The organism is Deinococcus detaillensis (genome assembly GCF_007280555.1).
GTDB classification, from domain to species: Bacteria; Deinococcota; Deinococci; order Deinococcales; family Deinococcaceae; genus Deinococcus; species Deinococcus detaillensis.
The window spans coordinates 113941-140683 of sequence record NZ_VKDB01000005.1 but is presented as its reverse complement, the minus strand read 5'-3'; the positions used below and the strand labels follow the sequence as shown (position 1 = coordinate 140683).

The 26743-nt window shown below is 63.4% G+C and carries 21 protein-coding genes and 1 riboswitch; of the genes, 9 read left to right on the top strand and 12 right to left on the bottom strand.

Annotated elements, in window-relative coordinates; translation table 11 throughout:
• Positions 1–96: 96 nt before the first annotated feature.
• A complete protein-coding gene (purU, locus tag FNU79_RS07335) occupies positions 97–987 on the top strand; it encodes a formyltetrahydrofolate deformylase (protein ID WP_143720221.1) in 891 nt (296 codons plus the stop codon).
• 51 nt (positions 988–1038) lie between these two features.
• Complete coding sequence (locus FNU79_RS07330) at positions 1039–1929, top strand: DMT family transporter (protein ID WP_143720220.1); 891 nt, start codon at positions 1039–1041, stop codon at positions 1927–1929.
• A 184-nt stretch (positions 1930–2113) separates the two neighbouring features.
• Here FNU79_RS07330 and FNU79_RS07325 read toward each other — a convergent pair whose 3' ends face one another.
• Positions 2114–2719 carry a TetR/AcrR family transcriptional regulator gene (locus FNU79_RS07325; RefSeq protein ID WP_143720219.1) on the bottom strand — a complete coding sequence of 202 codons (606 nt, stop codon included), beginning with the start codon at positions 2717–2719 and terminating at the stop codon, positions 2114–2116.
• Positions 2720–2791: 72 nt separating this feature from the next.
• Here FNU79_RS07325 and FNU79_RS07320 point away from each other — a divergent pair, with 72 nt between their 5' ends.
• Both FNU79_RS07320 and FNU79_RS07315 read left to right on the top strand, forming a co-directional pair.
• The gene (locus FNU79_RS07320) at positions 2792–3106 is read left to right on the top strand and encodes a DMT family transporter (protein ID WP_143720218.1); all 315 of its coding nucleotides are present in this window, start codon (positions 2792–2794) and stop codon (positions 3104–3106) included.
• 103 nt (positions 3107–3209) lie between these two features.
• Positions 3210–3557, top strand: coding sequence for a DMT family transporter (locus FNU79_RS07315; protein WP_143720217.1), 348 nt, complete (start codon positions 3210–3212; stop codon positions 3555–3557).
• 7 nt (positions 3558–3564) lie between these two features.
• Here the strand turns inward: FNU79_RS07315 and FNU79_RS07310 are convergent, their stop codons facing one another.
• The 4 genes from FNU79_RS07310 to ruvA all read right to left on the bottom strand — a co-directional run bounded on the left by FNU79_RS07310 (position 3565) and on the right by ruvA (position 7343).
• A complete protein-coding gene (locus FNU79_RS07310) occupies positions 3565–4188 on the bottom strand; it encodes an SDR family NAD(P)-dependent oxidoreductase (protein WP_143720216.1) in 624 nt (207 codons plus the stop codon).
• A gap of 126 nt (positions 4189–4314) precedes the next feature.
• Positions 4315–5325 (bottom strand): MDR family oxidoreductase, encoded by a 1011-nt coding sequence (locus FNU79_RS07305; protein WP_143720215.1) that lies wholly within the window; start codon positions 5323–5325, stop codon positions 4315–4317.
• A 129-nt stretch (positions 5326–5454) separates the two neighbouring features.
• The gene (locus FNU79_RS07300; protein ID WP_185974638.1) at positions 5455–6753 is read right to left on the bottom strand and encodes a low temperature requirement protein A; all 1299 of its coding nucleotides are present in this window, start codon (positions 6751–6753) and stop codon (positions 5455–5457) included.
• The gene (gene ruvA / locus FNU79_RS07295; RefSeq protein ID WP_143720213.1) at positions 6750–7343 is read right to left on the bottom strand and encodes a Holliday junction branch migration protein RuvA; all 594 of its coding nucleotides are present in this window, start codon (positions 7341–7343) and stop codon (positions 6750–6752) included. Before ruvA ends, FNU79_RS07300 begins: the two co-directional genes overlap by 4 nt.
• 143 nt (positions 7344–7486) lie before the next feature.
• On the opposite strand from ruvA, the gene FNU79_RS07290 reads away from it, so the two are divergent.
• Positions 7487–10405: an insulinase family protein gene (locus tag FNU79_RS07290; protein ID WP_143720212.1), complete on the top strand. Its 2919-nt coding sequence runs from the start codon at positions 7487–7489 to the stop codon at positions 10403–10405.
• Between the two features lie 57 nt (positions 10406–10462).
• On the opposite strand, the gene FNU79_RS07285 is transcribed toward FNU79_RS07290, so the two are convergent.
• The 6 genes from FNU79_RS07285 to FNU79_RS19065 form a co-directional block, all read right to left on the bottom strand.
• Positions 10463–11302, bottom strand: a complete 840-nt coding sequence (locus FNU79_RS07285) for a bifunctional 5,10-methylenetetrahydrofolate dehydrogenase/5,10-methenyltetrahydrofolate cyclohydrolase (RefSeq protein ID WP_143720211.1) — start codon at positions 11300–11302, stop codon at positions 10463–10465.
• 32 nt (positions 11303–11334) lie between these two features.
• On the bottom strand, positions 11335–12900 hold the full coding sequence (gene purH, locus FNU79_RS07280) for a bifunctional phosphoribosylaminoimidazolecarboxamide formyltransferase/IMP cyclohydrolase (protein ID WP_143720210.1): 1566 nt from the start codon (positions 12898–12900) through the stop codon (positions 11335–11337).
• Positions 12901–12970: 70 nt separating this feature from the next.
• A riboswitch (ZMP/ZTP riboswitch) is annotated at positions 12971–13054 on the bottom strand.
• Positions 13055–13099: 45 nt separating this feature from the next.
• Positions 13100–15973: a malto-oligosyltrehalose synthase gene (treY, locus tag FNU79_RS07275; RefSeq protein ID WP_225429935.1), complete on the bottom strand. Its 2874-nt coding sequence runs from the start codon at positions 15971–15973 to the stop codon at positions 13100–13102.
• Positions 15970–17805, bottom strand: a complete 1836-nt coding sequence (treZ, locus tag FNU79_RS07270) for a malto-oligosyltrehalose trehalohydrolase (protein ID WP_143720209.1) — start codon at positions 17803–17805, stop codon at positions 15970–15972. The genes treY and treZ overlap by 4 nt, the downstream gene beginning before the upstream one ends.
• A gap of 253 nt (positions 17806–18058) precedes the next feature.
• A complete protein-coding gene (gene glgX, locus FNU79_RS07265; RefSeq protein WP_143720208.1) occupies positions 18059–20206 on the bottom strand; it encodes a glycogen debranching protein GlgX in 2148 nt (715 codons plus the stop codon).
• Positions 20207–20503: 297 nt separating this feature from the next.
• Complete coding sequence (locus tag FNU79_RS19065) at positions 20504–21265, bottom strand: hypothetical protein (RefSeq protein WP_185974637.1); 762 nt, start codon at positions 21263–21265, stop codon at positions 20504–20506.
• Between the two features lie 54 nt (positions 21266–21319).
• Here FNU79_RS19065 and FNU79_RS07255 point away from each other — a divergent pair, with 54 nt between their 5' ends.
• Positions 21320–21919 carry an MSMEG_1061 family FMN-dependent PPOX-type flavoprotein gene (locus FNU79_RS07255; RefSeq protein ID WP_143720207.1) on the top strand — a complete coding sequence of 200 codons (600 nt, stop codon included), beginning with the start codon at positions 21320–21322 and terminating at the stop codon, positions 21917–21919.
• Positions 21920–21946: 27 nt separating this feature from the next.
• Here FNU79_RS07255 and FNU79_RS07250 read toward each other — a convergent pair whose 3' ends face one another.
• Complete coding sequence (locus FNU79_RS07250; RefSeq protein WP_225429934.1) at positions 21947–23938, bottom strand: APC family permease; 1992 nt, start codon at positions 23936–23938, stop codon at positions 21947–21949.
• A gap of 128 nt (positions 23939–24066) precedes the next feature.
• Between FNU79_RS07250 and FNU79_RS07245 the strand changes: the two genes are divergently transcribed.
• From FNU79_RS07245 to FNU79_RS07235, 3 genes are all read left to right on the top strand, one after another.
• Positions 24067–24561, top strand: a complete 495-nt coding sequence (locus FNU79_RS07245; protein WP_143720206.1) for a hypothetical protein — start codon at positions 24067–24069, stop codon at positions 24559–24561.
• A gap of 63 nt (positions 24562–24624) precedes the next feature.
• On the top strand, positions 24625–26061 hold the full coding sequence (locus tag FNU79_RS07240; RefSeq protein WP_225429933.1) for a sensor histidine kinase: 1437 nt from the start codon (positions 24625–24627) through the stop codon (positions 26059–26061).
• Complete coding sequence (locus tag FNU79_RS07235) at positions 26058–26729, top strand: response regulator (protein ID WP_143720205.1); 672 nt, start codon at positions 26058–26060, stop codon at positions 26727–26729. Before FNU79_RS07240 ends, FNU79_RS07235 begins: the two co-directional genes overlap by 4 nt.
• Positions 26730–26743: the final 14 nt, after the last annotated feature.

Sequence of the window (26743 nt, the reverse complement as noted above, 5' to 3'; positions counted from 1 at the left end):
AGGTCACTCTCGCTGAGGTCGGTCTTGACGAAACCGGATGTGCTGAGTTCGGAGGCCATGCCTCAAAGATACCCCCGTGAGCTAAACTCAGCCGATATGACGCTGGCCCAAGGTCTTGACCGCACCGATCCCCGCCACACCGCCCGCCTGACCATCGCCTGCGCCGACCGCAAAGGCATCGTGGCGGCGGTGTCGCAGTTTCTGCACCATCACGGCGCGAATATCATCCACTCCGATCAGCATTCCACCGATCCGCAGGGCGGGCAGTTTTTTATGCGGATGGAGTTTCATTTAGACGGCCTAGACCTTGCCAAAGAGCAGTTCGAGCGGGCCTTTGCTCAGCAAGTGGCCGAGCCGTTTGAAATGAACTGGCGTGTCTGGTACACCGCTCAGCCCAAGCGGATGGGCATCATGGTCAGCAAGTACGACCACTGTTTTCTGGATCTGTTGGTCCGCAAGCGCCGGGGCGAACTCGACGTGGAGATTCCGCTGGTCGTCAGCAACCACGACACCCTGCGCGGCGACGCGGAGATGTTCGGCGTGCCGTTCGCCCAGGTCAGCGTGACCAAAGACAACAAAGCCGAAGCCGAGCAGGAACAGGCGCGGCTTTTCCGTGAAGCGGGTGTGGACTTCGTGGTGCTGGCCCGTTACATGCAGATTTTGTCGGGGGAGATGCTGCACGGCCTGGGGGTGCCGGTCATCAATATCCACCACTCGTTTTTGCCTGCCTTCATCGGCGCGAACCCTTACCGGGCGGCCTTCCAGCGCGGCGTCAAGTTGGTGGGAGCCACCGCCCACTACGTCACCGAGGAACTTGACGCCGGGCCGATCATCGAGCAGGACGTGGCCCGCGTGAACCACCGCGAAACGCCCGAGACTTTGATGCGGCTAGGCCGCGATGTGGAGCGCCAGGTCTTGGCCCGCGCCGTCAAGGCGCATGTGGAAGATAGGGTGCTGGTGTCGGGCAACAAAACGGTGGTGTTCTAGGACGCGGCCAGTGAGCAACCGAGCCAGCTGGGAACGCGCTCTGGAGGCCCCATGATCGCCCGCGCTTACATCGGGGTCATCCTGACGGTGCTGATCTGGGGCGGCAACGTGGTGGCCCTCAAAGTGCTGCTGGACTTTTTTACCCGCAGTCAGACCATCGGGCTGCGGCTGGGAGCGGCGTCTCTGGTGCTGCTGGGGCTGACGCTGCTGCGGAGTGGCTGGCCGAAATGGAGTTTCAGGGACTGGCTGTGGGTCGTGGGGGCGGGGCTGCTCGGCACCACGCTGTTCCAGAACTTCTCGGTCATCGGCGTCGACCGCTCGCCTGCCGGGATTTCGGGGCTGTCTAATGCGGTGGTGCCGATTCTGGTGGTGCTGCTGGGCAGCTTGGTGGGTCAGCGGCCCAACCGCCTTCAGGTGCTGGGGGTGCTGGTTTCGCTCAGCGGCATGCTGTGGCTGCTGGGTCAGACGCTGGAGCCCGGCAGCACGCTCAATCTGCTGGGTCTAGGCTTTTTGGGCTTGTCGTCGCTGACCTGGGCTGGTTATACGCTCGCCAACCGGCCCTTGGTGGCGCGGCTGGGACTGCTGCCGTTCGTCACCTTCGCCACGCTGATCGGCACATTGCCGCTGCTTATTCCGGTGTTGCCCACGCTGGGCCAGCTCTCCGCGCCGCCGCTGATCTGGGGGCTGGCTGCCCTGTCGGGCCTGCTCTCCAACGTGTTCGCTTACTTGGCTTGGGGCAACGGCATTCAGGTGCTGGGCGCGGCCCGAACCAGCATTTGGCAAAACCTCTCACCGCTGGTGGCCTTTGGGCTGGCCGTGTGGTTGCTGGGCGAGCGCTTCACACCCGGCGAACTGAGTGCGGGGGCGCTGACGTTGGTGGGTGTGCTGGTGGCCAACTGGCCGCAGCGGGCGGGTCAGCCCGTGCTGAATGACGCGGGCTGAGTCAGAAGAAAGCGGTTCTCTAGAGCATTTGTCGTAAAAGTTGCAAGACTTTTATGACCGAGTGGAGCGAGCGAAATACGTGCTAGAGCGGATGGGAGCGGGCAGGCCCCATATGGGTGCCGTTCTGCCCAAGACAGTGGAATTGGTGGGGTGCTTTTCCACAACAATGGAACGGACAAATGCTCTATGTCATCTCTTGGTCTGTCAGTGGCCGGATCAATTGCCGAACGCGCGTCTCTACGGTGGCCCAAGCGGCGTCGGGCGTGATCTGATTCAGCAGCAAGTGAACATTCAGGCCGTCGATCAGCGCCTGAATTTCGCGGGCGGCGTTCTCAGGGGCCGGGTGATTCAGGAGGCCTAACTTAGTAAACTCCTCAAAAATTCCCTGGAAGACCTCGCTCAGGGCGCGGTAGGCCACCCCCTGAGTATCGGCCAGACCTGGATCGCTGATGCTCAGGCCGACAAAGGCCAGCCAGACTTGCGATTCGGCGCGGCGCTCGCTGTCGAGGGGCAGCACCTCACGCAGCAGATTCAGGAAGTCGCCCAGCACGTCTCCGGTCTGTTTAAGTCCCAGCATCCGCCCTTCGATCCGCTGGGCGATGTGCTGCGCGGCAAACATCAGGATCGCTTCTCGGTGCGGCAGATAATGCCGGATCGCGCCGCTCGACCAGCCGGAGCGCTCGCTGATCTGTCTCAGGCTGACGCCCGCTACGCCGTGCTCGCGCACCAGTGCCCAGACGGTTTCGGCCAGTTCGCGGCGACGCTGATCGTGATCGACAATGCGGGGCATCTTGTCTTTTTAGCACAAACGTGCTATTAAAAACAAGATTTAGCAAGCTCGTGCTAAAAAGGGAGTTCAAGAATGGGATGGACGGTACTGGTGTTGGCTGGGCTGTGCGAGATCGGTTTCACGACTTGCCTCAAGCTGAGCGAGGGCTTCAAGAAAATTTGGCCGAGTGCGCTGTTTCTGGTGTTTACCATCGCCAGCTTCAGCCTGATGAGTCAGGCGCTCAAGACGCTGCCGCTCGGCACGGTCTATGCGGTCTGGACGGGGATCGGTGCGGTGGGCACGGCGATCATCGGCTTCATGTTTTTTAAGGAAGAAGCCACGCCGCTACGTCTCGGACTGCTCGGCACGGTGGTGCTGGCCATTATCGGACTGCGAGTGGTGCCGTGATGCAGGTTCCGATTGAAAGCCCCACAGTAGGGCTTGAAATCCGACCAACAGGAGTAGGAAAGACATATGGACTCCGCTTGTGTCGGAATTTAGCGGAGTCCATATGAGCGGCCCGTGCTGGACTGGCTGGCACTGGTTGGTGCTGGCGGGCCTCCTCGAAATCGGTTTTGCCACCGCCCTGAAGCTGGAGCAGACCCGCCCGCAGTTCCTGTACCTCTTTTTGATCTGCGCCTACTTCAGCTTCGACTTTCTCGCCCGCGCCCTCAAAACCATTCCGCTGGGCACGGCCTACGCCATCTGGACGGGCATCGGCTCAGTGGGCGCAGTCGCAGTGGGCAGCTTGATGTTCGGCGAGAGTCTCAGCCTGCTGCGGCTGGCCCTGCTGGGCGTACTCGTCGCGGCGCTGATTGGCCTGAAGTTGTCGAGCGGCAGCAAAGACGCTCAGGCCTGAAATCGATTCAGACGCGCAGCTCCTCCTGTCCCGCTCCACTGCGGTCGGCCACTATCGCTTCGGCCACCACCTGCGGCGTCACTGCGCCTTTGGGCACCTTGCCGACCTGCGCCCACAGCCCAGTGTCCACGGCGGGCGGCAGCACCAGCGTCAGCGTTTTGCCGCGTGCTTCTAGGCGGGCAATAGTCAGCAGCCGCGCCACCGCCGCCTTGCTGGCCGCGTACTGCGAAAATCCCCTCGCAGTAGTCAGCTCTTCGCGTGCGCCGATGACGTACAGCCGCCCGCCCGAGGCCAATTTGGGCAGCCCGTACTTGAGTGTCCACAGCAGCCCAAAATAATTGGCGTTCCAGACATGGCGCACACTTTCAGCTTTGGCACTGGCCAGCGCTTCCGGATAAGCTGACCCCGCCGCGTAGACGATGGTGTCCAGAGTGTCTGGAAGCCCCTCGAAAAGCTTGCTGACCTGACTTTCAAAGCCGACATCGACCTTGAGGGCCTTGGCGTTGAGCGGTTGGGCCAGCGCTTGGAGTTTGCCTTCATCGCGCCCGCTGAGATAAAGCTCCTTGTCAGGCCAACTTTGAACGAGAGCCGAGCCGATGCCGCCAGTTGCGCCGAGAATAAGCGTGGTCATGCCCTCAATTCAACACAACAAAGCCCTGCGTGACCGTAGGGTTTCGCGCTTATGGCCCCGCGTTTCTGGATGCCGATCTGAAGATTGAAGGCCTCAACCTGCTCTCAGCCTTCCTTCTAGACTCCATTAACCCAGCTCGATCACTGTACGTCCCCGCACTCGGCCCGCCAGAATCTCAGCCGCGAGGCGGGTCAGGTCTTCGAGCTTGGCCATCTGCACGCCGTCCTTAAGCAGCTTTTCAGGCAGCTCGGCGGCCAGCCGGTTCCAGGCCCGCTGACGCTGAGGCGCGGGGCACTGCACGCTGTCCACGCCGTGCAGGGTGACGTTTCTTAAAATAAAGGGCAGCACCGAGGTTGTCAGGCTGGCGCTGTCGGCCAGTCCACAGGCCGCCACGTGGCCGCCGTACTTGGTGCTGGCCAGCACGCCCGCCAGGGTCGCGCCGCCCGCCACGTCCACGGCCGCCGCCCAGCGCTCTTTTTCCAGCGGCTTTTTGAGAGCGCTCAACTCGGCCCGGTCGAGCAGTTCCGCCGCGCCCAGCCCGCGCAGGTATTCGCCCTCAGTCTCAGCCCGGCCCGTGGCGGCGGTGACGCGGTAGCCGCGTGCGGCCAGCAAGCTGACGGCCACGCTGCCCACTCCGCCCGCCGCGCCCGTGACCAGCACCTCGCCGTCTTCTGGTGTCACTCCAGCGTCTTCCAGCGCTATCACGCACAGCATGGCGGTCAGTCCCGCCGTGCCCACCGCCATCGCCTCGGCGGCGCTGAAGCGCTTGGGCGTTTTGACCAGCCAGTCGGCTTTGACGCGGGCCAACTCGGCGTAGCCGCCCCAGTGCCGCTCGCCCACGCCCCAGCCGGTCAGGGTCACGGCGTCGCCGGCCTGATAGCGTGAATCCGAGCTATCGAGCACCGTTCCGGCAAGGTCGATGCCCGGCACCATCGGATAGGTGCGGATGCCCAGCTTGCCCAAAATCGCCAGCCCGTCTTTGTAGTTCAGGTCGGACGCGTCCACTTTCACCGTTACCTCGCCGGCAGGTAAATCTTGGCTGGACACGTCGGTGACATTGGCGCTCACCGCGTCGCCGTCTTTGGTGAGCAGCAGGGCGCGGAAGGTGGCGGGCAGGGTATTTGAGTTTTGGGTCATGCCCGCACGCTAGCGGCAAAACGGGGGGCGGCGTCTGTGAAGCGTGGGCAACATTCTAGGCTCAAAGCAAAAAAAGCCGTTCCAGCGCGGCGTGAAGGTGATGTTTAGCCTTACTTTAGAGTTGCACCTTCAGGTTTGCGGTGTGGGCGGTTGTTCGTCGTCGGAGCCGTCACCGTCACCGGCTTGGTGAATCTCCTCGGCCACCGCTTCCTCGGTTCGGCTGAGAAAGCGCCGGGCAGGGTCGCGCCAAACGGCGATCAGGGCCGCGCCGCACACCGCGAGGGTCGCGGCCTGATAAGGCAGAGTTCTCAGCGGCGCGAACATCAAGCCCAGCATGGCCGCGCTGCCAAAAATAAGCGCCCAAACGCTCAAATCCATTCGCAGTTTGCCCAGCGCGTGCTGGGTCACGAAACGCAGCGTCGCCAAGTTGACAAAAATGGCCGTCAGCGACAGGCCTACGGTGATTCGCTCAACTTGGTTGGCCTCCTTGCCCCCGTGCGCGATGCCGTGACCGATGCCGACGCCCAACGCGGTCAGCGCCAAAGTCAGCGGTAAGTGGCTGTAGAGCCACACCAGCAGCGTACCCACCCGCCCGTCGCGGTGGGCCAGCAGCACCGGCAAGTCGCGGGCTTCGTCAAAGTAGAGCTTGAAGAGGGCCAGACTCAGCAGCAGCGAGAGGGCCGCCGGAAGCTGATCCACGAAACTGAGCGGCTTATTGCCCGCGCCCGCCACAATTTCGGTAATGACTGCCCCGAGCGAGATGATGGTCAGCAGTCCGACACGCTCGGGCAGGTGCTCGGGGTGCGGCAGGTTCTGACCCTGCACCCGCCGCGAAACCAGCGGGGCCAGCGCGTCTATGCCCACGGCGCTGCCCCAGGCGACCTGCTGCCAGCCGGGCGGCAACCACGCCGAGGCCAGCCACACGGCGGCGCTCAGCCCGAAGGTGCGCATCTGGGTGTAGGCCAGTTCAGGGCTGTCAGACGACCTGGCCTGAAAAGCGTACATGCCCACCAGAATGAACCGGTTGACCGCAAACACCACGCTGAAAAAAGCCCCCACGTCTTGCAAGTCGCCCAGCACGCCCAAAGCGAGGCCGCCCATGCTGAGCAGTTGTAGCGCCGTGCCCCAGCGGTAGGGACGCTCCTGATTGCCGTAGCGGCCCGCGAAGAGGGTGTTGCCCACCCAGGCCCACCACACCGCCACGAACATCAGCGCGAAGGTGCTGAAGCCGCGCAGGGTGTCGTCGTCGCTGAAGCGCTTGGCGAGCTGGTCGAAGGCGGTCACGAAGATCAAATCGAAAAACAGTTCCAGCCAGGTGGCCCGCTGCTCCTGGTTGGGCAGTTTGTTCTCGGCGGCCACGTCGGCGGTATTGGATGAAGGGTTGGGTGAGGGGTCGGCGTCGGGCGGGTCGGCAGCAGCCGGACTCACCTCAAGCGGCCCAGACTTTTGCGAATGAGCTGGTCGGCGCTCTGCTCGGGGTCGCTGGCCAGCAATTCCGAGACCACCGAGCGCACCTGCGCGTCGCGGAAGCCCAGCGCCAGCAGTGCTTCCACCGCGTCCTGCCCCGCCGTGCTGATGACCCGCTGCCGCTTGCCGCCCACCGTTGGCGCGGCCAGATGTTCCGGCACCTTATTTTGAAGTTCCAGCACCAAGCGCTCGGCGGTCTTTTTGCCCACGCCGGAGACGCTGCTGAGGAGCTTGCTGTCGCCGCTGAGCAGCCCCTGAGCCAGCGCCGACACCGGCATGGCCGACAGCAGCGCCAGCCCCAGCTTTGGCCCCACGCCGGTCACGCTGGTCAGCAGCTCGAACAGCTTGAGGCTGTCGGTTTCGGAAAAGCCGAACAGTGTCCAGGCGTCCTCGCGCACCACCAGGCGGGTGTGGAGTTCGGCCACGTCGCCCGGTTTGAGTTTGGCGAGGGTGGAAGCGGGGCAGAGCACTTCGTAGCCGACGCCGCCGGTCAGGACAATGGCACTGTGTTCGCGCACTTCGCGCACCACGCCGGAGAGAAAAGCAATCATGGAAATTAGTGTAGAGCGGAAGAGGGAGCCAGGACGGGTGTATGTGAACCAATTTGGGGAGGTGCAATTCACCTGGTCGGCTGAAGGCGGTCCAGCAGCCGAACCCACCTTCCCGGCTGCGGCGCAGCGCTAAACTTTGGGCCATGACCATCTCAGAACAGGGCCGCTTAGAAACCCTTCCCAAAGTCGGCGACCAACTGGGCCGCTACACCGTCGAGCGCGTGGAAAGCCTGCCCGACACGGCCTCCACTTACATCCAACTGCGCCACGAACTCGGCAGCCGCCACATTCACATTGCCCGCGCCGACGAGAACGCCGGATTCGCCGTGACCTTTCCCACCGTGCCCAAAGACAGCACCGGCGTGCCGCACATCCTGGAGCACATCGCCCTAATGGGGTCCAAAAAATACCCGGTGTCCGATCCGTTTTTTGCCATGATTCCGCGCTCGCTCAATACCTTCATGAACGCCATGACGGCAGCCGACTGGACGACCTACCTGTTCTCGACGCGCAACCCCAGCGACTTCAGCAATTTGCTGGGCATCTACCTCGACGCCGCTTTTTTCCCGCGCATGACCCGCTTCAGCTTTTTGCGCGACGGCCACCGTTTCGAGAATGCCGATCCTGCCGACCCGAAGTCCGAACTCAAAATGCAGGGCGTGGTCTACAACGAGATGAAAGGCGCGATGGCCAGCGCGGGCGCAGTCCTTTATAAGGCGCTGGGCAAGGCTCTGTATCCCGATCTGACCTACGCCAACAACTCCGGCGGCGAACCGGCCAATATTCCCGATCTGACGTACGAAGACCTCAAAGCCTTCCACGCGGCCCACTACCACCCGTCCAACGCCTTTTTTTACAGCTACGGCCAGATGCCGCTCGCTGAGCTGCTGACGACCATCGAGCGCGACGTGATGAGCCAGTTTGAGCCGAATGTGCTGGACGTCCGCATTCCCGATCAGGCCAATTTTGACGTGCCGCGCCGCAGTGAAGTGCATTATCCCTCCAGCGACACCGAGCGCGGGGCGCAGGTGGTGGTGGCCTGGAAAGTCACGCCGACCTATCAGGCCTACGACAACCTCAAATGGAGCGTGCTGAGCGAGGTGCTGCTGGGCAATCCGGCGGCTCCGCTCTACAAACCGCTGATCGATTCGGGACTGGGAAGCGCTCTGGCCGACGGCAGCGGTTACAGCGACAACTTCCGCGAGGCGGCGTTCGGGGCGGGCCTCAAGGGGCTGAGCGCCGAGAACGCGGGCAAGGTGGAAGCGCTGGTGCTCGACACGCTGGCCCAGATCGAGCGCGAGGGTTTGGACGATGAGCTTATCGACAGCGCCCTGCACCAATTTGAAATCGCCCAGCGCGAGGTCAGCAACGCGGGCACGCCCTACGCCCTCAAGATGCTGTTCGCGGTGGTCAATCCCTGGCTGTACGGCGGTGATCCGGTGGCCAGCCTCAACTTGGCCGCCGAACTGGAGAAACTCAGCGCCGAGCGCAAAGCGGGCCGAGTCTTTGAGCCGATGATTCGCCAGTGGCTGCTGGAAAATTCTCACCGCGTCACCCTGACCCTGACGCCCGACCCGGCCATGCAAGACCAGCAGGCCGAGGCCGAGAAAGCGATGGTGGCCCGCCTCAGTGCCGATCTGACCGACGAAGACCGCGCCGCCATCGTCAAAGACGCGCTGATGCTGCAAAACGCCCCCGCCGACGATCACTCGCTGCTGCCCACACTGGGCTTGCCGGACGTGACGCTGAGCGTGCCGCGCCCCGATTACCAGATGGAGCAGCAGGGCCACGCCGAGGTTTACCGCTCGGCCCAGCCGACAGGCGGTTTGATTTACCTGGACGTGCAGGTGCCGCTGCCGGAACTGAGTCAGGATCAGCTTGAACTGTTGCCGTTCTACGCCTTCGCCGTGACCCGCAATGGTGCGGCGAACCTCAGCGAAGTGGAATTGACCCGCCGGATCGAAGCCGTGACCGGCGGCATCGGCGCGGCGGCGGGCAAGGGCAACGGCCCCGATCAGATCAGCGAGATTCGCACCAGCTTGACCTTCAGCGGCAAGGCGTTGTCGCGTAACAAGGACGCGCTGGTGGAACTTCTGCGGGACGTGATCGCCGCGCCCAAATTCAGCGCTGAGCGTCTGGCCCAGCTGGTCAATCAGCGGGTCTCGGGAATGCGTTCCAGCATCATCGGCAACGGTTCGGCGTATGCCTCCACCCTCGCCGGAGCGCAGGTCAGCCCGCTGGAAGCGCTGGGCGAGCTTCAGGGAGGCGTCACCGCCTTCAAGCGCTATCAGGCGTGGCAGGCGGCAGGCGACTGGAGCGAACTGCAAAGCCGTTTGGAAGAACTGAGCAAGGTCGTCACCACCGCCAGCGCCCGCTTGGTGCTGAGCGCCTCTGAAAACGATCTGGCCCTCGATCTGTCGCCGCTGGCCGAGCTGTTCGGCGGCGCGGTGCGGCAGACCCTGACCCCCGCGCTGGCCCCTCATGTTCCGCAGGCCCGCACCATGGACACGCCGGTGGCCTACAACGCCGTTTCGTTTGCCACCGTGCCTTATGTCCATGCCGACAGCCCGGCCTTGCTGGTGCTCAGCAAACTCCTGCGAACCGAATACCTGCTCAAGGAACTGCGCGAGAAGGGCGGCGCATACGGCGGCGGAGCCAGCTTCGATCCGCGCACCGGCGCGTTTGATCTGACCAGTTTCCGCGACCCTCACATTGGCCGCACCTTCGAAGTGTTCGGCAAGCTGGATGAGTTTCTGAGCAGTGACGATCTGGGCGAGCGCCAACTCACCGAGGCGATCCTGAGTGCCAGCCGCCAGCTTGACCCCCTCCTGAGCGCCGACAGTGTGGCCCGCAGCCGGATTTTCTCCGACCTCGCCGGATTCAGTGCCGACCGGCAAGAAGACTACAAAGCCCGCATGATGAAGGTGACGCTTGAAGACCTGCGCCGCGTGCAGCAAAGCTACCTGTTGCCCGAACGCGCCGGATACGCCACCTTCTCAGGCCGCGACCCCAACGCGGAGACGGCAGAGCAGCACCTGAAGTTTGAAGTGGAAAGCATTTAAGAAGCAGTGAGCGATAAAAAAAGGGGCGTGCCTGCAGGTGCGCCCTTTTGGTATTGCTCACTCCACTTTCTCTCCCCGCTGCAATCTCACCGCCCGCACCAGGTTTTGAAACATCAACGCGCTGGTCAGTGGGCCAACGCCGCCGGGCACAGGCGTGTAGGCTCGCACGATCTCGCCGACTTCGGGAGCCACGTCACCGACGACGCCACTTTCGGTGACGTTGATGCCCGCGTCAATCACGACGTGGTGCGGCAAAACGTGTTCGGGTCTGAGCAGTCCGGCGCGGCCCACTGCCACCACCACCGCGTCTTGCCTCTCAAGCACGCCCCCCAGATCGCGGGTGAATTCGTTGCACAGCGTCACCGTCGCGCCCCGGTTGTTGAGCATCCAAGCCAGGGGGCGGCCCACCGTGCGGCCCGGCCCGATGATGGCCACCCTCGCACCCGAGAGTTCCAGCGCTTCGCGGAGCAAAAAGCGCACGCTGCGCGGGGTGGGGGGCAGCAGGGCTTCGGACTCGCGGCCCGCCGAGACCAACGCCAAATTGGCGGGCGTCAGGCCCTCTATATCTTTGGGATGAACGATCTGGCGCAGCGCCGCGTCGGGGTCGAGTGCCGGGGCCAGCGGCAACTCCAAGACGACGCCGTGAACCGTCTCATCGTCCGAGAGTTCGCGCAGAACGCGGTGCAGTTCGGCCTGACTGACCCCCGCACCGAGGTCGCGCACACTCAGACGCACGCCGAGTTTTTCAGCTTGACGGCGCTTGCTCTCCACATACACCAGCGTGGCCGGATCGCCCGACGCCACCACGCTGACCAGATGCAGCGCTCCCAGTGTCAGGAGCCGCGCCCGCACCTCCGCCGTCACGCCCGCCGCCAGCGGTTTACCCAGAAGCTGCATTCAACCCCCGCCCTTCAGCTGTTGCCATGATCCTAATGCTTGAAGTGCCGCGAGCCGGTCAGCACCATGCTGATCCCGAGTTCGTTGGCAGCGGCGATGACTTCCGGGTCGCGCTTGGCTCCGCCCGGCTGAATGATGGCGTTGACTCCCACGCTGCCGGCCAGCCGCACCACGTCGTCGAACGGGAAAAACGCTTCGGAAGCCATCACCGCGCCGCGTGCTCCTTCGCCCGCGTTCTGCACCGCCCGCTCGGCGGCCCAGATGCGGCTGACCGCCCCCGCGCCGATGCCCACCGTGACGCCGCCTCTTGCCAGCACCACGTTGTTGCTGCGGGCGTGCTTGGCGACCAGCCACGCGAAGGCCAAGTCTTTCCACTCGGCCTCGCTGGGCTGCTTGGCTGTCACCACTTTAGGGCACAGGTCATCCCACAGCCGCTCGTCGCGTTTTTGGGCCAGAAAGCCGCCGATGAGCGGGCGGTAATCCAGTCCAGATGCCAGACGTTTGCCTGCCCGCAGCACCCGCAAGTCGGGTTTCTTTTCGCGCAGCCAAGTCAGGGCGTCTGCGTCGATGTTGGGGGCGATCAGCACTTCCAGAAAGGTGCCTCTGGTGGCTTTGGCCGTCTCCAGATCAATGGGCCGGTTGATCGCTACCACGCCGCCAAACACGCTGAGGTTATCGGCGTCGCGGGCGCGTTCCCAGGCTTCTTTCGGAGTGGCCGCAACTGCCACGCCGCAGGGGTTGGCGTGCTTGACGGCCACGCAAGCCGCTTGATCTGCGCCAAAATCGCTCACCAGCGCCCACGCCGCGTCGGTGTCGGCGTAGTTGTTGAAGCTCATGGCCTTGCCGCTCAGCACCTCGGCGTCTAGCACCGGCCCGGTCTGAGCGCCGAGGCGGTAGACGGTGGCCTGCTGGTGGGGGTTTTCGCCGTAGCGCAGATCGGCAATCTGGGTGAGGGGCAAGCTGACTTCTTTTGGGAAATCTTCGCCGGAGATACTGTCGCCAGAAAGACTGTCGCCTGATGGTTCAGACAAATAAGCCGTGATCGCCGCGTCGTAGCTGCTGGTGTGGGCGTAGGCTTTGGCCGCGAGGTGACGGCGCTGGCCCTGCGAAACCTCGGCCTGCAGGGCCAGCGGGTAGTCGGCGGGGTCAACCAAGATAAGCACGCTCTCAAAGTTCTTGGCAGCGGCGCGAATCATGGCCGGGCCGCCGATGTCTATGTTTTCAATGGCCGTCTCTAAGTCGGCCCCCGACGCCACTGTTTCGCGGAACGGATAGAGGTTGACGCACACCAGATCAATCGGCCCGATGCTGTGCTCGGCGAGTTCGGAGAGGTGCTCGGGCGTGCGCCGGGCCAGAATACCGCCGTGAATCTTGGGGTGTAAGGTCTTGACCCGGCCATCCAAGATTTCGGGAAAGCCGGTGACGTCGGCCACTTTGGTTGCCGGAACGCCCGCCGCTTGCAGGGCACTGAGGGTTCCGCCGGTAGATAGGATGGCCCAGCCTTGCTCAGTGAGGGCGCGGGCAAATTCAACGACGCCGGACTTGTCGCTGACCGAGATGAGGGCTTGCTTTTGGGAATGCTGAACTGAATCTGACATGGCCGCTCCTGAGTCAAAAGAGAAAGTAGACCCCTCCGCTTCGCTGCACATCGCAGTGACAGGAGCGGAGAGGTCTGACCCAGGCGTGCGATCTGGCTAAGCTGCGGCTTCCCCGTGGTGGCCCCCACGTTCAGCGCCAGTTGCCGCAGCGCTGCTGAGCAGTATAGCTATTTGGGAAGATCAGTCAAAAAGGCCCCGCTCATTCCCGGATAAGCAGCGCCACCGGAAAAAATTCCAGCACCTTGGCCAGCGCGATCTTGTCGCCGCGCACCCGGAAGCGCTCGCCGGTCATAGCGCTGCGGTAAGCGCCGCTGGGGAGGGCCAAAGTGCGGCTGCCCCACACCTCGCCCAGCGCCCAGGGCGTTTGGCCTTTGGTCAGGCTGTAGGTCAGGCGCGGGGCCAGTGTGACGGCCAGTTGATCGCCCAATTGCCGCGAGAAGGCCAGCAGGTGCTTGCCGCCGCTGAGGGCGTGGTAATTCCCCAGCCCGAACAACTCAGGATTGCTGCGCCTCTCGGAGAGGGCCGCCCAGGTGGTCAGCAGTTTGATGCCGCCGTTGCCGTAGTTCCTCAGCAACTCTGCTGCGAGCCCCAGCGGCTCTTTGGCGTGGCGCTCTTCGGTGCGCCGCAGGAGCGCCTGAAGACGGGCGTAGTCCACCGGGCGGCGGTTGTCGGGATCGACCAACGCCTGATTCCAGCTTTCACTGCCCTGATAGGTGTCGGGCACGCCGGGGGCCGTTAGGCGCACCAGCGCCGCCGAGAGGCTGTTTTGTGCGCCGTAGGAGCTGATCTGCTCGTGAAAAATCTTGACGCTGTCCACGAACTCGCTGGAAGCCAGCAGGCCGCGAATCAAATTGTCCAGCGCTTCTTCATAAGCGGCGTCGGGCGCGGCCCATGAGGTGTGCTGCTTGGCTTCACGGGCCGATTTGAGCATGGCGGCGCTCAGGCGGTCAGGCAAATCGGTGAGTGCGCCGCTCAGCGGCCAAGCGCCCAGCACGTTTTGAAAAAACATCATCTGGTCTACGCTGCTGGGAGCGCGTGCGCCTTCTGGGAGTTCGCGCTCAAAGGCGCGGGCCAGCTTGCCCCAGTGGCTGAGGTAAGCCGCCCACGTCTGCGGCATCTCGCTCAGCACCGCGATGCGGGCGCGGGTGCCTTCGCCGCGTTTGGTGTCGTGGGTGCTGGTGCTCAGCATGGCGTGCGGCCACTTTTCGCCCCTCTCGCGGGCCTGCGCGTGAAAGGTGCGCGGCGGCGTGCCGAAAATGGCCGGGTCGCCGCCGACTTCGTTGAGGCACAGCAGCCGTCCGTAGCGGTAAAAGGCGGTGTCTTCCGCGCCTTTGGCCGTCACCGGGCCGGTGAGTTGCTGGAACTTGAAGGCAAATTCGGCGTAGCGCTCGCGGCTCTCCAGATCGGGGGCGTCGAGCGTCAGCACGGCTCTCAGGAAGTCGAATAGGCTGCCGTCGAGTTCGCGGTTGAGCCTGCGGGCGTCTTTGATGGCGTGGCCAATCTTGGCGTCGTCGCCGCCCTCGCGCCCGTCGAGCCGGACATAAGTGCGGTAGACCGGAAAAGCCGCGATGACTTCGCGCAGCACCTCGCGCAGGCTGCTTAAAGTAAAGTCGCGCCAGCGCAAATCCGCTTCGGCCAGCCGCTCGAGGTGCTCGGCCAACACATTGACTTCGGAAGCGAGACTGACCCGCTGAATAAATTCTTTGGTGTCGTGCAGCGTCTGACCGTAGCTTTTGCGGTCGCCGGTAAAGCGCCGGTAAATCCCGCTGATCTCTTCCTCGTTGCCGCTCTCCACGAACACGCCGCCGAGCTGCGCCAAAAAGTCGTAGCCGGTGGTGCCGTAGATCGGCCAGTTGGGCAAGCGCTCGCCGGGTTCCAGAATCTTTTCGGCCAGCACGTACAGTGGTCGGTCGCCCGCCGCGTAAGGCACACCCAGCACCTGTGCGGCCCGCTCCTGCAACGTCTGGAAGTAACCGGCGGGGTCGTACAAACCGTCGGTGTGGTCAAGCCGCACGCCTGCGATGACGCCTTCCTTGATGAGTTCAAACAGTTTGGAGTGCGCCCACTCGAAGACGCGGGGGTCTTCGATTCGCAGCGCCGCCAAGTCGTTGATGTCAAAAAAGCGGCGGTAATTGATTTGCTCGGAAGCGACTTTCCAGTAGCTCAGCCGGTAATTTTGCTCGGTGATGAGCTGGTCGAGGCGCGTGGGATCGGCGTTGAGCTCACTCAGTGCGGTGTCCAGCGCGGCGGCAATCGCCGGGATCTCGGCGAGGCGCGAAAGGCGGCGCTCGATCACGGCGGTTTCGCGGGCGCGGCTTTGTTTGTCTTCGCTGGTCAGGTTGTCCTGGCTGCGCGGCAAATGGGCGGCTTGCAGCGCCAGCGAAGCGAGGTCGGCGCGGGCTTCTTCATTTTGGGGCGAAGCGTCGAGTTGGCTGGCGAGCGTCCAGGCCCGCGTGAGAATCGGGGCGTTCTGGCGCGGCGAGAGCGGAAAGGTGCGCTCGAAGTAGCGCAGGCCGAGTGCGCCGCCGATCCGCACCACCTGTAGCTCGCCGCGCTCCAGCACCCGCCCGTACTGATCGCCCAGCACCGGCAGCAGCACTTTGCCGCTGAGCGCCCGCTTGAGAGGTTCCCACGAAATGTCGAAGAAGTGGGCGTAGCGGCTGGCTTGTCCGTGGCGCAGGACATCTTCCCAGTACGGGTTATGGCCGCCCGCGATGCCCATGTGGTTGGGCACAAAGTCGGCGATGATGGTCATGTTCTGCGCTTTGGCGGTTTGCCAGAGCTTGCGCAGCCCCTTTTCGCCGCCCAACTCGTCCGAGACTCGGCTGTGGTCGGTGGCGTCGTAGCCGTGCGAGCTGCCCGGCGCGGCCTGCCAGATGGGGGAGAGGTAAAGCGTGCTGATGCCCAGGCGGGCCAGATAAGGCACCGCTCTGGCCGCGTCCCTGAAATCGAAGCGGGCGGTTTTGCCGCTGGGCAGCGTGATGGGGCCGTGCAGTTGCAGGCGGTAGGTGGCGCGGGGAATCTGCGGCGTGTGCATCTCTGTAAGCTGAGTTTCGGTGAGCGCCGCCGTCATCCGTTGCCCAAGATCACAGCTTCACCGGCTCCCAGCGTGGGGGTGGGCTTGCCCTCGCTGTGAAAAGTCAGGCTGGGAGGCAAGTCGAAGGGCAAGTCGAGTTTGGACGCGGTCAGAGCGGTCTTGCCGGTGTTCCACAGCAGCGCCCGCTCACCTTCGTCGGTTGTCCAGCGCACCCACAACACCGCGTCCACGTGCCCCGCCGTCAGTGCGTGACGTGAGCGGCCACTCAGCACCGGGTCGGTTTTTCTCAAGTTCAGCAACTGCTGATACGTCCGAAGCGTCTGGGCATGTTCGCCGTCCCGTTTCTCGGCCCAGTCGAGTTTGGCCAGCTCGAAGGTGGCGCGGTCTTGTGGGTCGAGCACATGGCCCGAAAAGCCTTCAAAGTGCCCGAATTCTTTTTTGCGCCCCTCGCTGACCAGTTCACCGAGTTGGCCGTGGTGGTTGGAGAAAAAGGGAAACGGTGTGCTGGCGGCCCATTCTTGGCCCTGAAAAATCAGCGGCGTCATCGGCAGGGCGAGGAGGACTGTGCTGGCTCCCCGGAAAGCGGCCACCGAGACGCGCTCCACGTCGGTCATTCGGTCGCCCTGAGCGCGGTTGCCGATCTGGTCGTGGTTCTGGATAAAATACACGAAACTGGGCGCTGGCAACGCGTCAGCGGGTTTGCCGCGCAAGTTGCCGGGCAGGGCGTGGTCTTCCATCGGCCAAGTTTGGCCTTCATACGTCCAGCCCCGGTTGATGGTGTTGGCCAGCGCCGCCGCTCCGCCCTGAAAGGCCGCGTAGTAGCCGTCCTGATCGCCGGTCAGCGTGACCCGCATTTCGTGGTGAAAGTCGTCCACCCAGATGCCGTCGAGGTGGTAGTCCGTGACCAGCATCGGCAAGTTGCGGTAATCCTCGGCCAGCATCAGGTGGTGGCCGCCCAGCCCGTGCACTTCTGAAGCCAGCTCCTGCAAAATATGCACCTCGGAGTCGTCGGGCATGCTCTGGGTGGCGTCTAGGCGCAGGCCGTCGAAGTGGTAATCGCGCAGCCACATCTGGGCGTTTTCGGTAATCAGGCGGCGCATGTGGCGCTCGGCATAATCGAGGCCCTCGCCCCAAGCGCTCTGAAACTTGCTGGTGAAATACTTGGGGCTGTAATTTTTGAGGTAATTGCCGTCGGGGCCAAAATGGTTGTAGACCACGTCCAAAAAGACCGCCAACCCAATGTTGTGGGCGGCGTCGACGAAGCGCCTGAGGTCTTCAGGGCGGCCATACGGCGCGTGCGGCGCGTAGAGGGCCACCCCGTCGTAGCCCCAGCCGTACTCGCCCGCGAAGGCGGCCAGCGGCATCAGTTCGACGGCCGTGATGCCCAGTGCCTTAAGCTCCGGCAGTTTGGCTTGAGCCGCCTGATAAGTGCCTTCCGGCGTGAAGGTGCCGACGTGCAGCTCATAAAAAACGCACTGATCCAGCGGAACGCCGTCCCAATTGACGTCTTTCCAGTCGTGGACATTAAAGGCGATCACCTCGGCCTCGCCGTGAACGCCGCCCGGCAAAAATCGGGCGTAGGGATCGGGGGTGGGCACGCCGCCCAAGACAAACTGATAGCGGGTGCCGGCACCGACTGGCAAGACGGTCTGGTGAATGCAGTCGTGATCGGGGTCGCCGCTGCGCTCCATCGGGTAATCGGTGCCGCCGATTCTCACGGCGACGTCCTGTACTTCGGTGGCCCAGACCCGGAAGCGGGTGCCGGTGCCGTCCGGCAAGACCTGTGCGCCGAGACGCTCACCGCTGGAGAGGGGCTGAGAGACGGGTTTGAAAGCGGGCGGAGCGGGAGCAGTGGAAAAATTGGACATTCGAAAGACCTCATTGAGGAGGAGAGGCGGCGCTCAAGTGTGGTTAAGCGTGCGGCACGCGGGCCAAGCGGGTCACCGAGATTCACCCGGCATTTGTGTCTACGCTACGCCAATGACACGGCGAGGCCGGTGAGAAAGCCCTCAATGGCTGGGCAGAGGTGTGAGCGCCCTGCGGCGAAAAAGCCGCCCAGCTCAGGAAAACGGGGGCGGCTCTTTGCTCATCTTTTATTCATTCAATCTGAGAGACACTCGATTACAGATTGGGAAGCGGTTCACTGCGGGTACAGCGGTACAGCTTGACGCTGCGGGCGTGCAGGGTGGTTTCATTGCCGGCTTTGACCCGCTCTTCGGCGGCGTCGTCGTAGGTGTCGAGCAGTAATTCCCACTCGTCGCAGCCGCCCAACTCTGGCAAGGTAAACGGCAAATCGATGTAAGTGCTGCTGAGCAGGAGCAGCAAGTGATCGTCTTGAACGGGGTTGCCCATTTGATCCACGTCGTTGAGGCCGTTGCCGTCGAGGAACACGCCCATGCTCTGGGTTTCAGCGCTTTGCCAGTCGCTGTCGGTCATCTCCTCGCCGTCAAAGCGCAGCCACACGATATCGCGGATGTCCTCGCCGCGAATATTGCGCCCCGCGAAGAACTTGCGGCGGTGCAGCGCCGGATGCTCGCGGCGCAAGGTCAGCAGCTTCTTGGTAAAGGCCAAAAGAGGCTCGTCCACGTTGTCCCAGTCGTACCAACTGATTTCGTTGTCTTGGCAATAAGCGTTGTTGTTGCCGCCCTGGGTGCGGCCCATCTCGTCGCCGCCCAAAATCATCGGCGTGCCCTGAGACAAGATCAGGGTCGCCAGCATGTTGCGCTGCTGGCGTGAGCGCAGGGCTTCGACCTCGGGGTCTTCGGTGGGGCCTTCCGCGCCGCAATTCCAGGATTTATTGTCGTTGTGGCCGTCGTTGTTGCCTTCTTGGTTGGCGTCGTTGTGCTTTTCGTTGTAGCTGACCGTGTCGCGCAGGGTAAAGCCGTCGTGAGCGGTCATGAAATTGATCGAGGCGTACGGTTTGCGCCCGTCGTTTTGATAGAGGTCGCTGCTGCCCGTCAGGCGGTAGCCGATTTCCGAGGCTAGTCCACCGTTGCCCTGCCAGAAGGCCCGCATGTCGTCGCGGTAAATGCCGTTCCACTCGGCCCAGTTGACGGGAAAGTTGCCCACCTGATAGCCGCCCTCGCCCACGTCCCACGGCTCGGCAATCAGCTTGACCCCGCTGATGATCGGGTCTTGGTGGATGATGGTAAAAAAGCTGGAGAGCTGATCGACTTCGTGCAGGCCGCGTGCCAGCGTGGAGGCCAGATCGAAGCGGAAGCCGTCGATGTGCATTTCGGTGATCCAGTAGCGCAGCGAATCCATAATCAGTTGCAGCGTCTGGGGATGGCGCACGTTCAGGCTGTTGCCGGTGCCGGTGTAATCGAAATAGTGGCGCTCGTTGCCGGTGACCAGACGGTAATAGGTGGGGTTGTCGATGCCCTTAAAGCTCATGGTGGGCCCGAGGTGGTTGCCTTCGGCGGTGTGGTTGTAGACCACATCCAAGATGACTTCGATGCCCTCTTTGTGCAGCGCCTTGACCATGCCCTTGAATTCGGCAATCACGCCCTGTGGGTCGCCTGCGCGGGCCGCAGCCGAGTAGCGCACTTCCGGCGCGAAAAAGCTCAGCGTCGAGTAGCCCCAGTAGTTGTCCAGTCCCTTGTCGAGCAAAAACGGATCGTCCACGTGCAAATGCACCGGCATCAGTTCGATGGCCGTGATGCCGAGTTCTTTGAGGTACTTCAGCGTCGGCGGGTTGGCGATTCCGGCGTAAGTGCCGCGCAACTCTTCGGGCACCTCGGGGTGGGTCATGGTCAGGCCGCGCACGTGGGCTTCGTAAATCACCGACTGGTGAAACGGCACTTTGGGCGGCTGGTCGCCTTGCCAGTCGAAACCGGGATCGACCACCAGGCCCAGCGGTGCGCCGCGCTGGTCTTCGGTTTGCGGCTGGTTGTCTTCGTCGCCCGGCACATAAGCAAACACGCCCTGCTTAAACTGCTCGGTGCCTTCCACCGCTTTGGCGTAGGGGTCGAGCAGCACCACATTCGGATTAAAGCGCAGCCCGCGCTCAGGAGCGTACTCGCCCGACACGCGGTAGCCGTAGCGCTGGCCCGGATGAACGCCCGGCACGTAGCCGTGCCACACGAAGGCGGTCTGCTCGGTGAGCGGCAAGCGGGTCTCCGCGCCGCCCTCGTCAAAGAGGCACAACTCGACCGCTAAAGCGTGCTCACTGTAGAGTGCAAAATTGGTGCCGTGACCGTCCCAGGTCGCGCCGAGTGGATCGGGATTGCCGGGTCTGATCTGGATGGGGGGCTGCTCGAACTGGGTCATGGGTGGCTCCTTCGTTTTCTTTAGAAAGCCGCCCGGAACAACAGGCGGCCTCAATTGGCAGGTTGGAATAAGCAGCGTGTGGCGCTCGGCCTCGGCTGCGTGCTGAGCCTAGCAGGTGAGTTTCGTTTTCTTAAGGGCAAACGTTACACACAGGCTTCATCTCAGAGATTTGTCTAGGCGTACTGTTTGTCTCGGCACCCAAAAAGCCGCGCCCAATGCGTGCGCGGCACAAAATGGTGGAACTTGGCTCTTTGTTGAGAATCAAGTTGTAAGTCGCTTTGCAGCTCTATTGAGCTTTCAAAACCCCATGCGTGAGCGCGGCTTTTGCAACTGCGCCAACTTTTCGGGCGTCCACAGTTCGTAGCTGTACATCGGGTACTGCCGCTTGAAGCGCCCGATCTTGTCCCAGATTTCCGCCGATTCGCGGGGAGCCACCAACACCAGTTTGAGAATCATGTCCATGTTGTCGTAGACATAAAAATCAAAGTAAAAAGTCTGCTCGTTGCCCTTGTCGGTAAACAGCGGAAAAGGAAAAGGCCGGTAGCGCCAGGGCTTTTGCCGGTCTAACAAAATGCGGGCCGCCACCCGTTTGAGGTTGCTGTCGGGGAAGGAGTGCGGGGCTTTTTCGAGGTCGTAAAACACCGTGTCCGGCGCGGGAGCGTCCAAGGTGACGCCGATGGCCGCGCCTTTGGGGCCGACAGGTTTCTGATTGGAGAATTGCCGCTGGCCGAAGCCGGGTTTTTGTCTGGTGTGGCCTCTATACCCTGCGGCGGAGCCAGAGCCGGTGCGGGTCTGAGTGCGCTGCTCAAGGCGGTCTCTGGGCTGCTCGGTGTCGGTGTGGCCGCTGCCGCCCAAGCCGCTGCTGGTGGGCCTGGCGGTCTGGCGGGCGTCGCTGGCTTTGCTTCCGGCCCGCCCTTCGGCGCTACGGAGGTCTTTGCTGGGGCCGCCCGGACGCGAGGGGCCGGTCTTAGCGAGTTCACGGGCCGATTTGGCTCCGCCTCGGCGTGAGGCCGGTTTCTTGGTGCTCGTTTTCTTGGATGGACGTTTGGGGCCAGTCATCTGCGTAGTGTAAGGCTTGGCCATAGAATTCAGCTCAAAGCGCCATACTTGCCCATGCACCTCGACCCTGCCCACTTGCTCAGCCCTGAGCGGCTCAGCCCGCTTTACCGTGAGCCCAGCGCCGCCGTGAAAGCCAAAACCAGTGACCGCATCAGCGCCGACTTTGCCCGCGTTATCGCGGTGTCTCCTCTGGTGGTGCTGGCGACCGGCGGCCCGAATGGACTCGACTGCTCGCCGCGCGGCGATGTGGGCCAAGTCGTGTACGTGCAAGACGAAAAAACCCTGCTGCTGCCCGACCGCCCCGGCAACAACCGGATCGACAGCGTCCGCAACATCTTGGCGAGTCCGTCCGTCGCCCTGATTTTTTTGGTGCCGGGCGTCAGCGAGTCCTTCCGGGTCAACGGCACCGCCCAGATCACCACCGATCCGGCGCTGCTGGCCCGCTTCGCCTACAAAGGCCAGTTGCCGCGCAGTCTGTTCGTCATTCACGTCGAGGAGGCTTACCTCCACTGCGGGCGTGCTCTGCTGCGCTCCGAGGTCTGGAACGCAGCCAAGCACGTCAGCAGCGAAGTGCTGCCCAACTTCGTGCAGATGCTGCGCGACCAGACCAAGCTGAATTTGCCAGATGACGCGCTGGTGATTGAAGACCGCTGAGACGGGCTTGAGCTTGGCCGCCTGCCCTCACCCGCCGACATGCACAATCGGGCGGCGCTGCTTGTCGGGCTCGGCGCGGCGCAAAATCTCGTGGGTAATCGGCGGAATATCGCCGCGTCCTTCCAGCAAAAACCGGAAGGCGAGGCTCAGCGGCGAGTCGTCACTCCAACGCATATACACCTGCGGCGGCGCACCGTTGCCGCGCAGGTGCAGCAGCAGGGCAGCGATGGTGTTGGGCACGCTCGACCCTCTGGCCCGCAGGATGAAGTAAGGCCCGATTTTGACCCCGCTGACTTCCACCACGTCGCTGAACTCGCTGGCGTCGTCGATGCTGACTTCCAAAAACAAAAACGGCGCGTCCTCGGGCAAGTGGGCGAGCTGGCGGGCAAGCACTTCCTTGGTGTGGTATTCCTGCGGCGTACTCAGGCCCGGGTAGTGCGACACCAGCCGCAGGGGCCGAACCCTAAACTCGCGCAGCAAGCTGAGAGCTGATTCGTCGAGTTCCACGCTGCTGACCCGCACCTCGAACGAACGCAAAATCCGTGAGGCGATACTGACGGCCAAAATCGCCAAAATGAAAAACGAGGCGATAAACAACCCGTCGGGCCGCTCGATGCTGTTGGCGACGGTGGTGTACAGAAAAATCAGGGCGATGAGAGCGAAGGGAAAGCGCTGCCATTCCCTTTTGCGGAAAGCGGCAATCGTCACCGCGATAGAGGCGCTGGTCATCAGCACCAACACGCCGGTGGCGTAGGCTCCGCCCTGCGCGTCCACATCGGCTTTGAAGATCAGAGTGATCAGCAGCGCCAGCATCCCGAAGATCAGCACCAACGGGCGCTGGCGGCGCGTCCACTCGGGGGCCATGCCGTAGCGCGGCAAAAAGCGCGGCACGATATTGAGCAGGCCCGCCAGCGCCGAAGCTCCCGCGAACCACAAAATGGCGATGGTGGAAAAGTCGTAGACGGTGCCGAACTTCTCGCCCAGATACAGGTGGGCCAGGTACGCCAGCGCCCGTCCGTTGGCCGCGCCGCCAGCTTGAAAGGCGGCTGGCGGAATCAGCAGGGTGGTGGTCAAACTGGTCAGCACCAAAAACACGCTCATGATCAGCGCCGCGCTGAGCAGCAGCTTGCGGGCGTTGGCAATGCGGCCAACCGGACTCGCTTCGGTGTCGGCTGCCGCGCCGCGCACCTGCGGCATGACGGCCACGCCGGTTTCAAAGCCGGACAGGCCCAGCGCCAGTTTGGGAAACACCAGCAGCGCGATTAGCAGCAGGCCAAACGGGCTGGATTGCTGGCGGAATAGGGCGTCGTGCCACTGCGTCCAGACTTCGGGATGGTGGGCCACTTCCACAAACGAGCGCACCACCACCACGCTGTTGAGCACCAGATAAATGCCCACCAGCACCACCGCGATGCCGATGGCTTCCCGAAAACCGCGTAAGAATACTGCGCCGAGGAGCGCCACCAAGCCGACGGTCACGGCGATTTGCTGGCCGCTGAGCAGCGATTTGAAAAAGGGGTTTTCAATCAGGTGGGCGCTGGCGTCGGCGGCAGACAGCGTGATGGTGATAATAAAATCGGTGGCCATGAAGCCGAGCAGCACCAGCACCAAAAGCTTGCTGGGCCAAAAGCTGAGCAGCCGCTCGAGCATACTGACCGACCCCTCGCCGTGCGGGCTTTCCTGCGCCACGCGGGCGTACACCGGAAAGGCTCCGAAAAGGGTCAGCAGCACCAGCACCGAGGTGGCAACCGGCGAGAGCGCTCCCGCCGCCAGCGCCGCGATGCCGGGTTGGTAGCCCAGCGTGGAAAAGTAGTCCACCCCGGTCAGGCACATGACTTGCCACCAAGGGCGCTGGTGCTGATGGGCCTGCACCGCCTGTTCCTCTTCATAGGGGCCTTGCTGGGCGGCAGTCTGCTCATCCAGCAGCCAGCGCCGGACGCGTTGTCTGCGGCGCGGCTGTGGTTGTAGCTGCGGCTGCGGGGTGTGCGGCGGCGGGTTCAGCGGTGGTTGGGCCGTCATATGTTTACGGCTGCGGCTGAAGCAAAGCGGAGTACATAGGGAAGGGGACGCGGCGGCAAGCAGCAATCTGACATGGGCTTAAACTAGTCCCGCTGTCCAGAAGCAGCTATATCCAGTTGACCAAGCGGATGGCCAAATGGCCAGTACACAAGCGGGCAGCGGCGGCGCAGGCTGAAGCCATGTTAGGCAGCCGTCCATCGTCGTTTTCCCGGCCTCAGCGCAGGCCATCTTCGGCTGGGTTGTGGCTGGGTTTGGCCGCCGCCCTGCTGATCGCCGGCCTCATCGGCTGGGCGTGGTGGGTTCCGGCTGATCCCTTGGAAAGCCAGACTTCGGCGGTGGTGGAACGCTGCACGGTGGCGTTTTCGGCCCAGCAGTTCGCGGCGGCTTCTCAGTTGCTCGGGATGCCGGTGTCTGGGGGCAGCTTCAAGGTGTTGCCCAGTACGGTGCGGCCCAGCAGCCCGCAGGGCAGCCTAAAAGTATGGACGGCCAGCGTCGCGGCCAACTTGGTGGTGGGCGGTAAAGAGCGCTTTCCGGCGTTTACCTGCTTCGTTTCGCCGCAGGGCGTCACCTTCCGGCTGCAACCCGCGCCCCCAGCGCTGCCGCCTGCCGACGGCCAGCTTTAAGTGGCAGGCGGAGCGCTTCCCCCAGAGGTATTTTCTTGGGCCGACTCGCGCTACCCTCAAGCGGTGTTCAGCGCCGATACTTCACCTCCAAGTCCTGTAGTTGCCGCCGGACCGCTGGAGTGGTCGCCCTCGCAGCGGGCCGTCACTGGGATGAGCGCGGCGCTGATCGGTCTGACCATCGCCGCCGACCTGCTGACGCCGGCCAGTTGGGTGGTGGGTACCCTGCTCAGCGCTCCGGTGGCGCTTTCGGCGCTGGGCGGCAGCCGCAAGCTGATCTGGAGCATGGTGGGGCTGGCGCTGCTGGGCAACCTGCTGGCGGGCCTGAGCAACGCGCTGCGCGAAGGCCTGACTTCGGCGACCCTGGTCAACCGCTCGGTGAGTATGTTGGCCGCTTTGCTGGTGGGTTTGCTGAGCCTGCGGGCACAAACCGCCTCGGCGCGGGCGGCAAGGTTCGCCGAAGAAGAGCGGCGGCTAACCCGCGAGCGCGGCCTGCGAACCCTGATCCAAACGGTCAGCGGCCCGTATGGACAAGCCGACTTCGTGCGGCGGGCAGCCGGAGCGCTGGAGGTGCTGAGCGGCGCGGCGCGGGTGGACATCGGGGAGGGCAGCGCTGAACAAGTGCCGGATTCGGCGGTGTGGCTTTCCCACTTCACGCGGCCCCGCCAAGCCGATTTGCCCATTCGGATTGAGCGCCCGCAAGTCGGCCCCGAGGTGCTGAGTGAGGCGGTGCGGGCGCTGCAACCCCTGCTGGAGCGCACCACCTTGCTCGACGATCTGGACGCCCAAAAAAGTCTGCTGAGCCAGCAAAGCGAGGTGATGCGCGATTTGATCTACGCCTTTAGCCACGACCTCCGCACGCCGATCATGGCCAATACCCTCAACATGCAGTCGGCTCTGCGCGGAGCGTACGGCCCGCTGCCCGAAGATTACCGCCGCACCCTCGGCCACGGCTTGGAGGCCAACGAAACGCTGCTGTCGCTGGCCGACCAACTGCTGCTGCTGGCCAAATACGAGGGCGGCGAGGCCGAAGAATTCCTGAGCGTGGAACTGAGGAGCCTGAGCCTGAGCGTGCTGTCGCAACTCGAAGAAAGAGCCGAGGCCAAGCAGCTCACCTTCCAAACCGATCTCACCGAGCTGCGGGTGCTGGGCCGCCGCCATGACCTGCGCCGCGCCATTCAAAATTTACTCGATAATGCTGTAAAGTTCAGTCCAACGGGCGGAACAATCTACTTGAGCCTTCACGCCGAGGCAGACCGGGCCGTGCTGACGGTTTCGGATCAGGGGCCGGGAGTGCCGCCTTCACGGCAAGCTGGGCTGTTTCAGCGCTTCCGTGGCAGCGGTGCGGGCGCGGGCAGCGGGCTGGGATTGTATCTGACGCGGCGTATTTTGGAAGTTCACGGCGGCGCGGTGGAGTACTGCCGCAGCAGCCCGCCCGATCCCCGCAGTTGCTTCTCGCTGAGTTTGCCTCTCGAATTGCCCAAACATTTGGAGCCTGCATGATTGCCCCCAGCACCGCCGATCTCAGTCCGGCCATCATCCGCATTTTGCTGGTGGAAGACCATTCTTTTACCCGCGACGGTTTGCGGGCAGCCATCAATCTTGAGCCGGAACTGCGGGTGGTGGCCGAGGCCCGCAGCGGAGAAGAAGGCTTGGAAGTGCTGGAGCAGCTCGCCCACGAATACGGCGTGGTGGACGTGGTGGTGATGGACATCGGCCTGCCGGGGATCGACGGCATTCAGACCACCGCCGAGATCAAAAAGCGCTGGCCCAGCGTGCGGGTGGTGATGCTGACCGCCCACAACCTGCGTGAGGAAGTCTTCGCGGCGCTGGCTTCGGGCGCGGAAGCCTACAGCCTCAAAAGTGGCCGCCCCGATCTGCTGCTGCTGGCCATTCGCGCAGCGGCGGCGGGCAGCGCTTACCTCGATCCGCAGGTGGCGGTGCATGTCATGGACGCGGTGCGCCGCCCCGGCACCATCAGCCCGCTGACCGAGCGTGAAATGGACGTGCTGAAACTCATAGCCGAGGGGCAGGGCAACAAAGACATCGCCGCCGCACTGGGCATCAGCGTCAGCACCGTCAAGCTGCATGTCCAAGACCTGCTGATTAAGTTGCAGGCCGCTGACCGCACCCAGGCCGCCGTCAAAGCGTTGCGGCAGGGTCTGCTCTGAGTGGGAGTGGATTC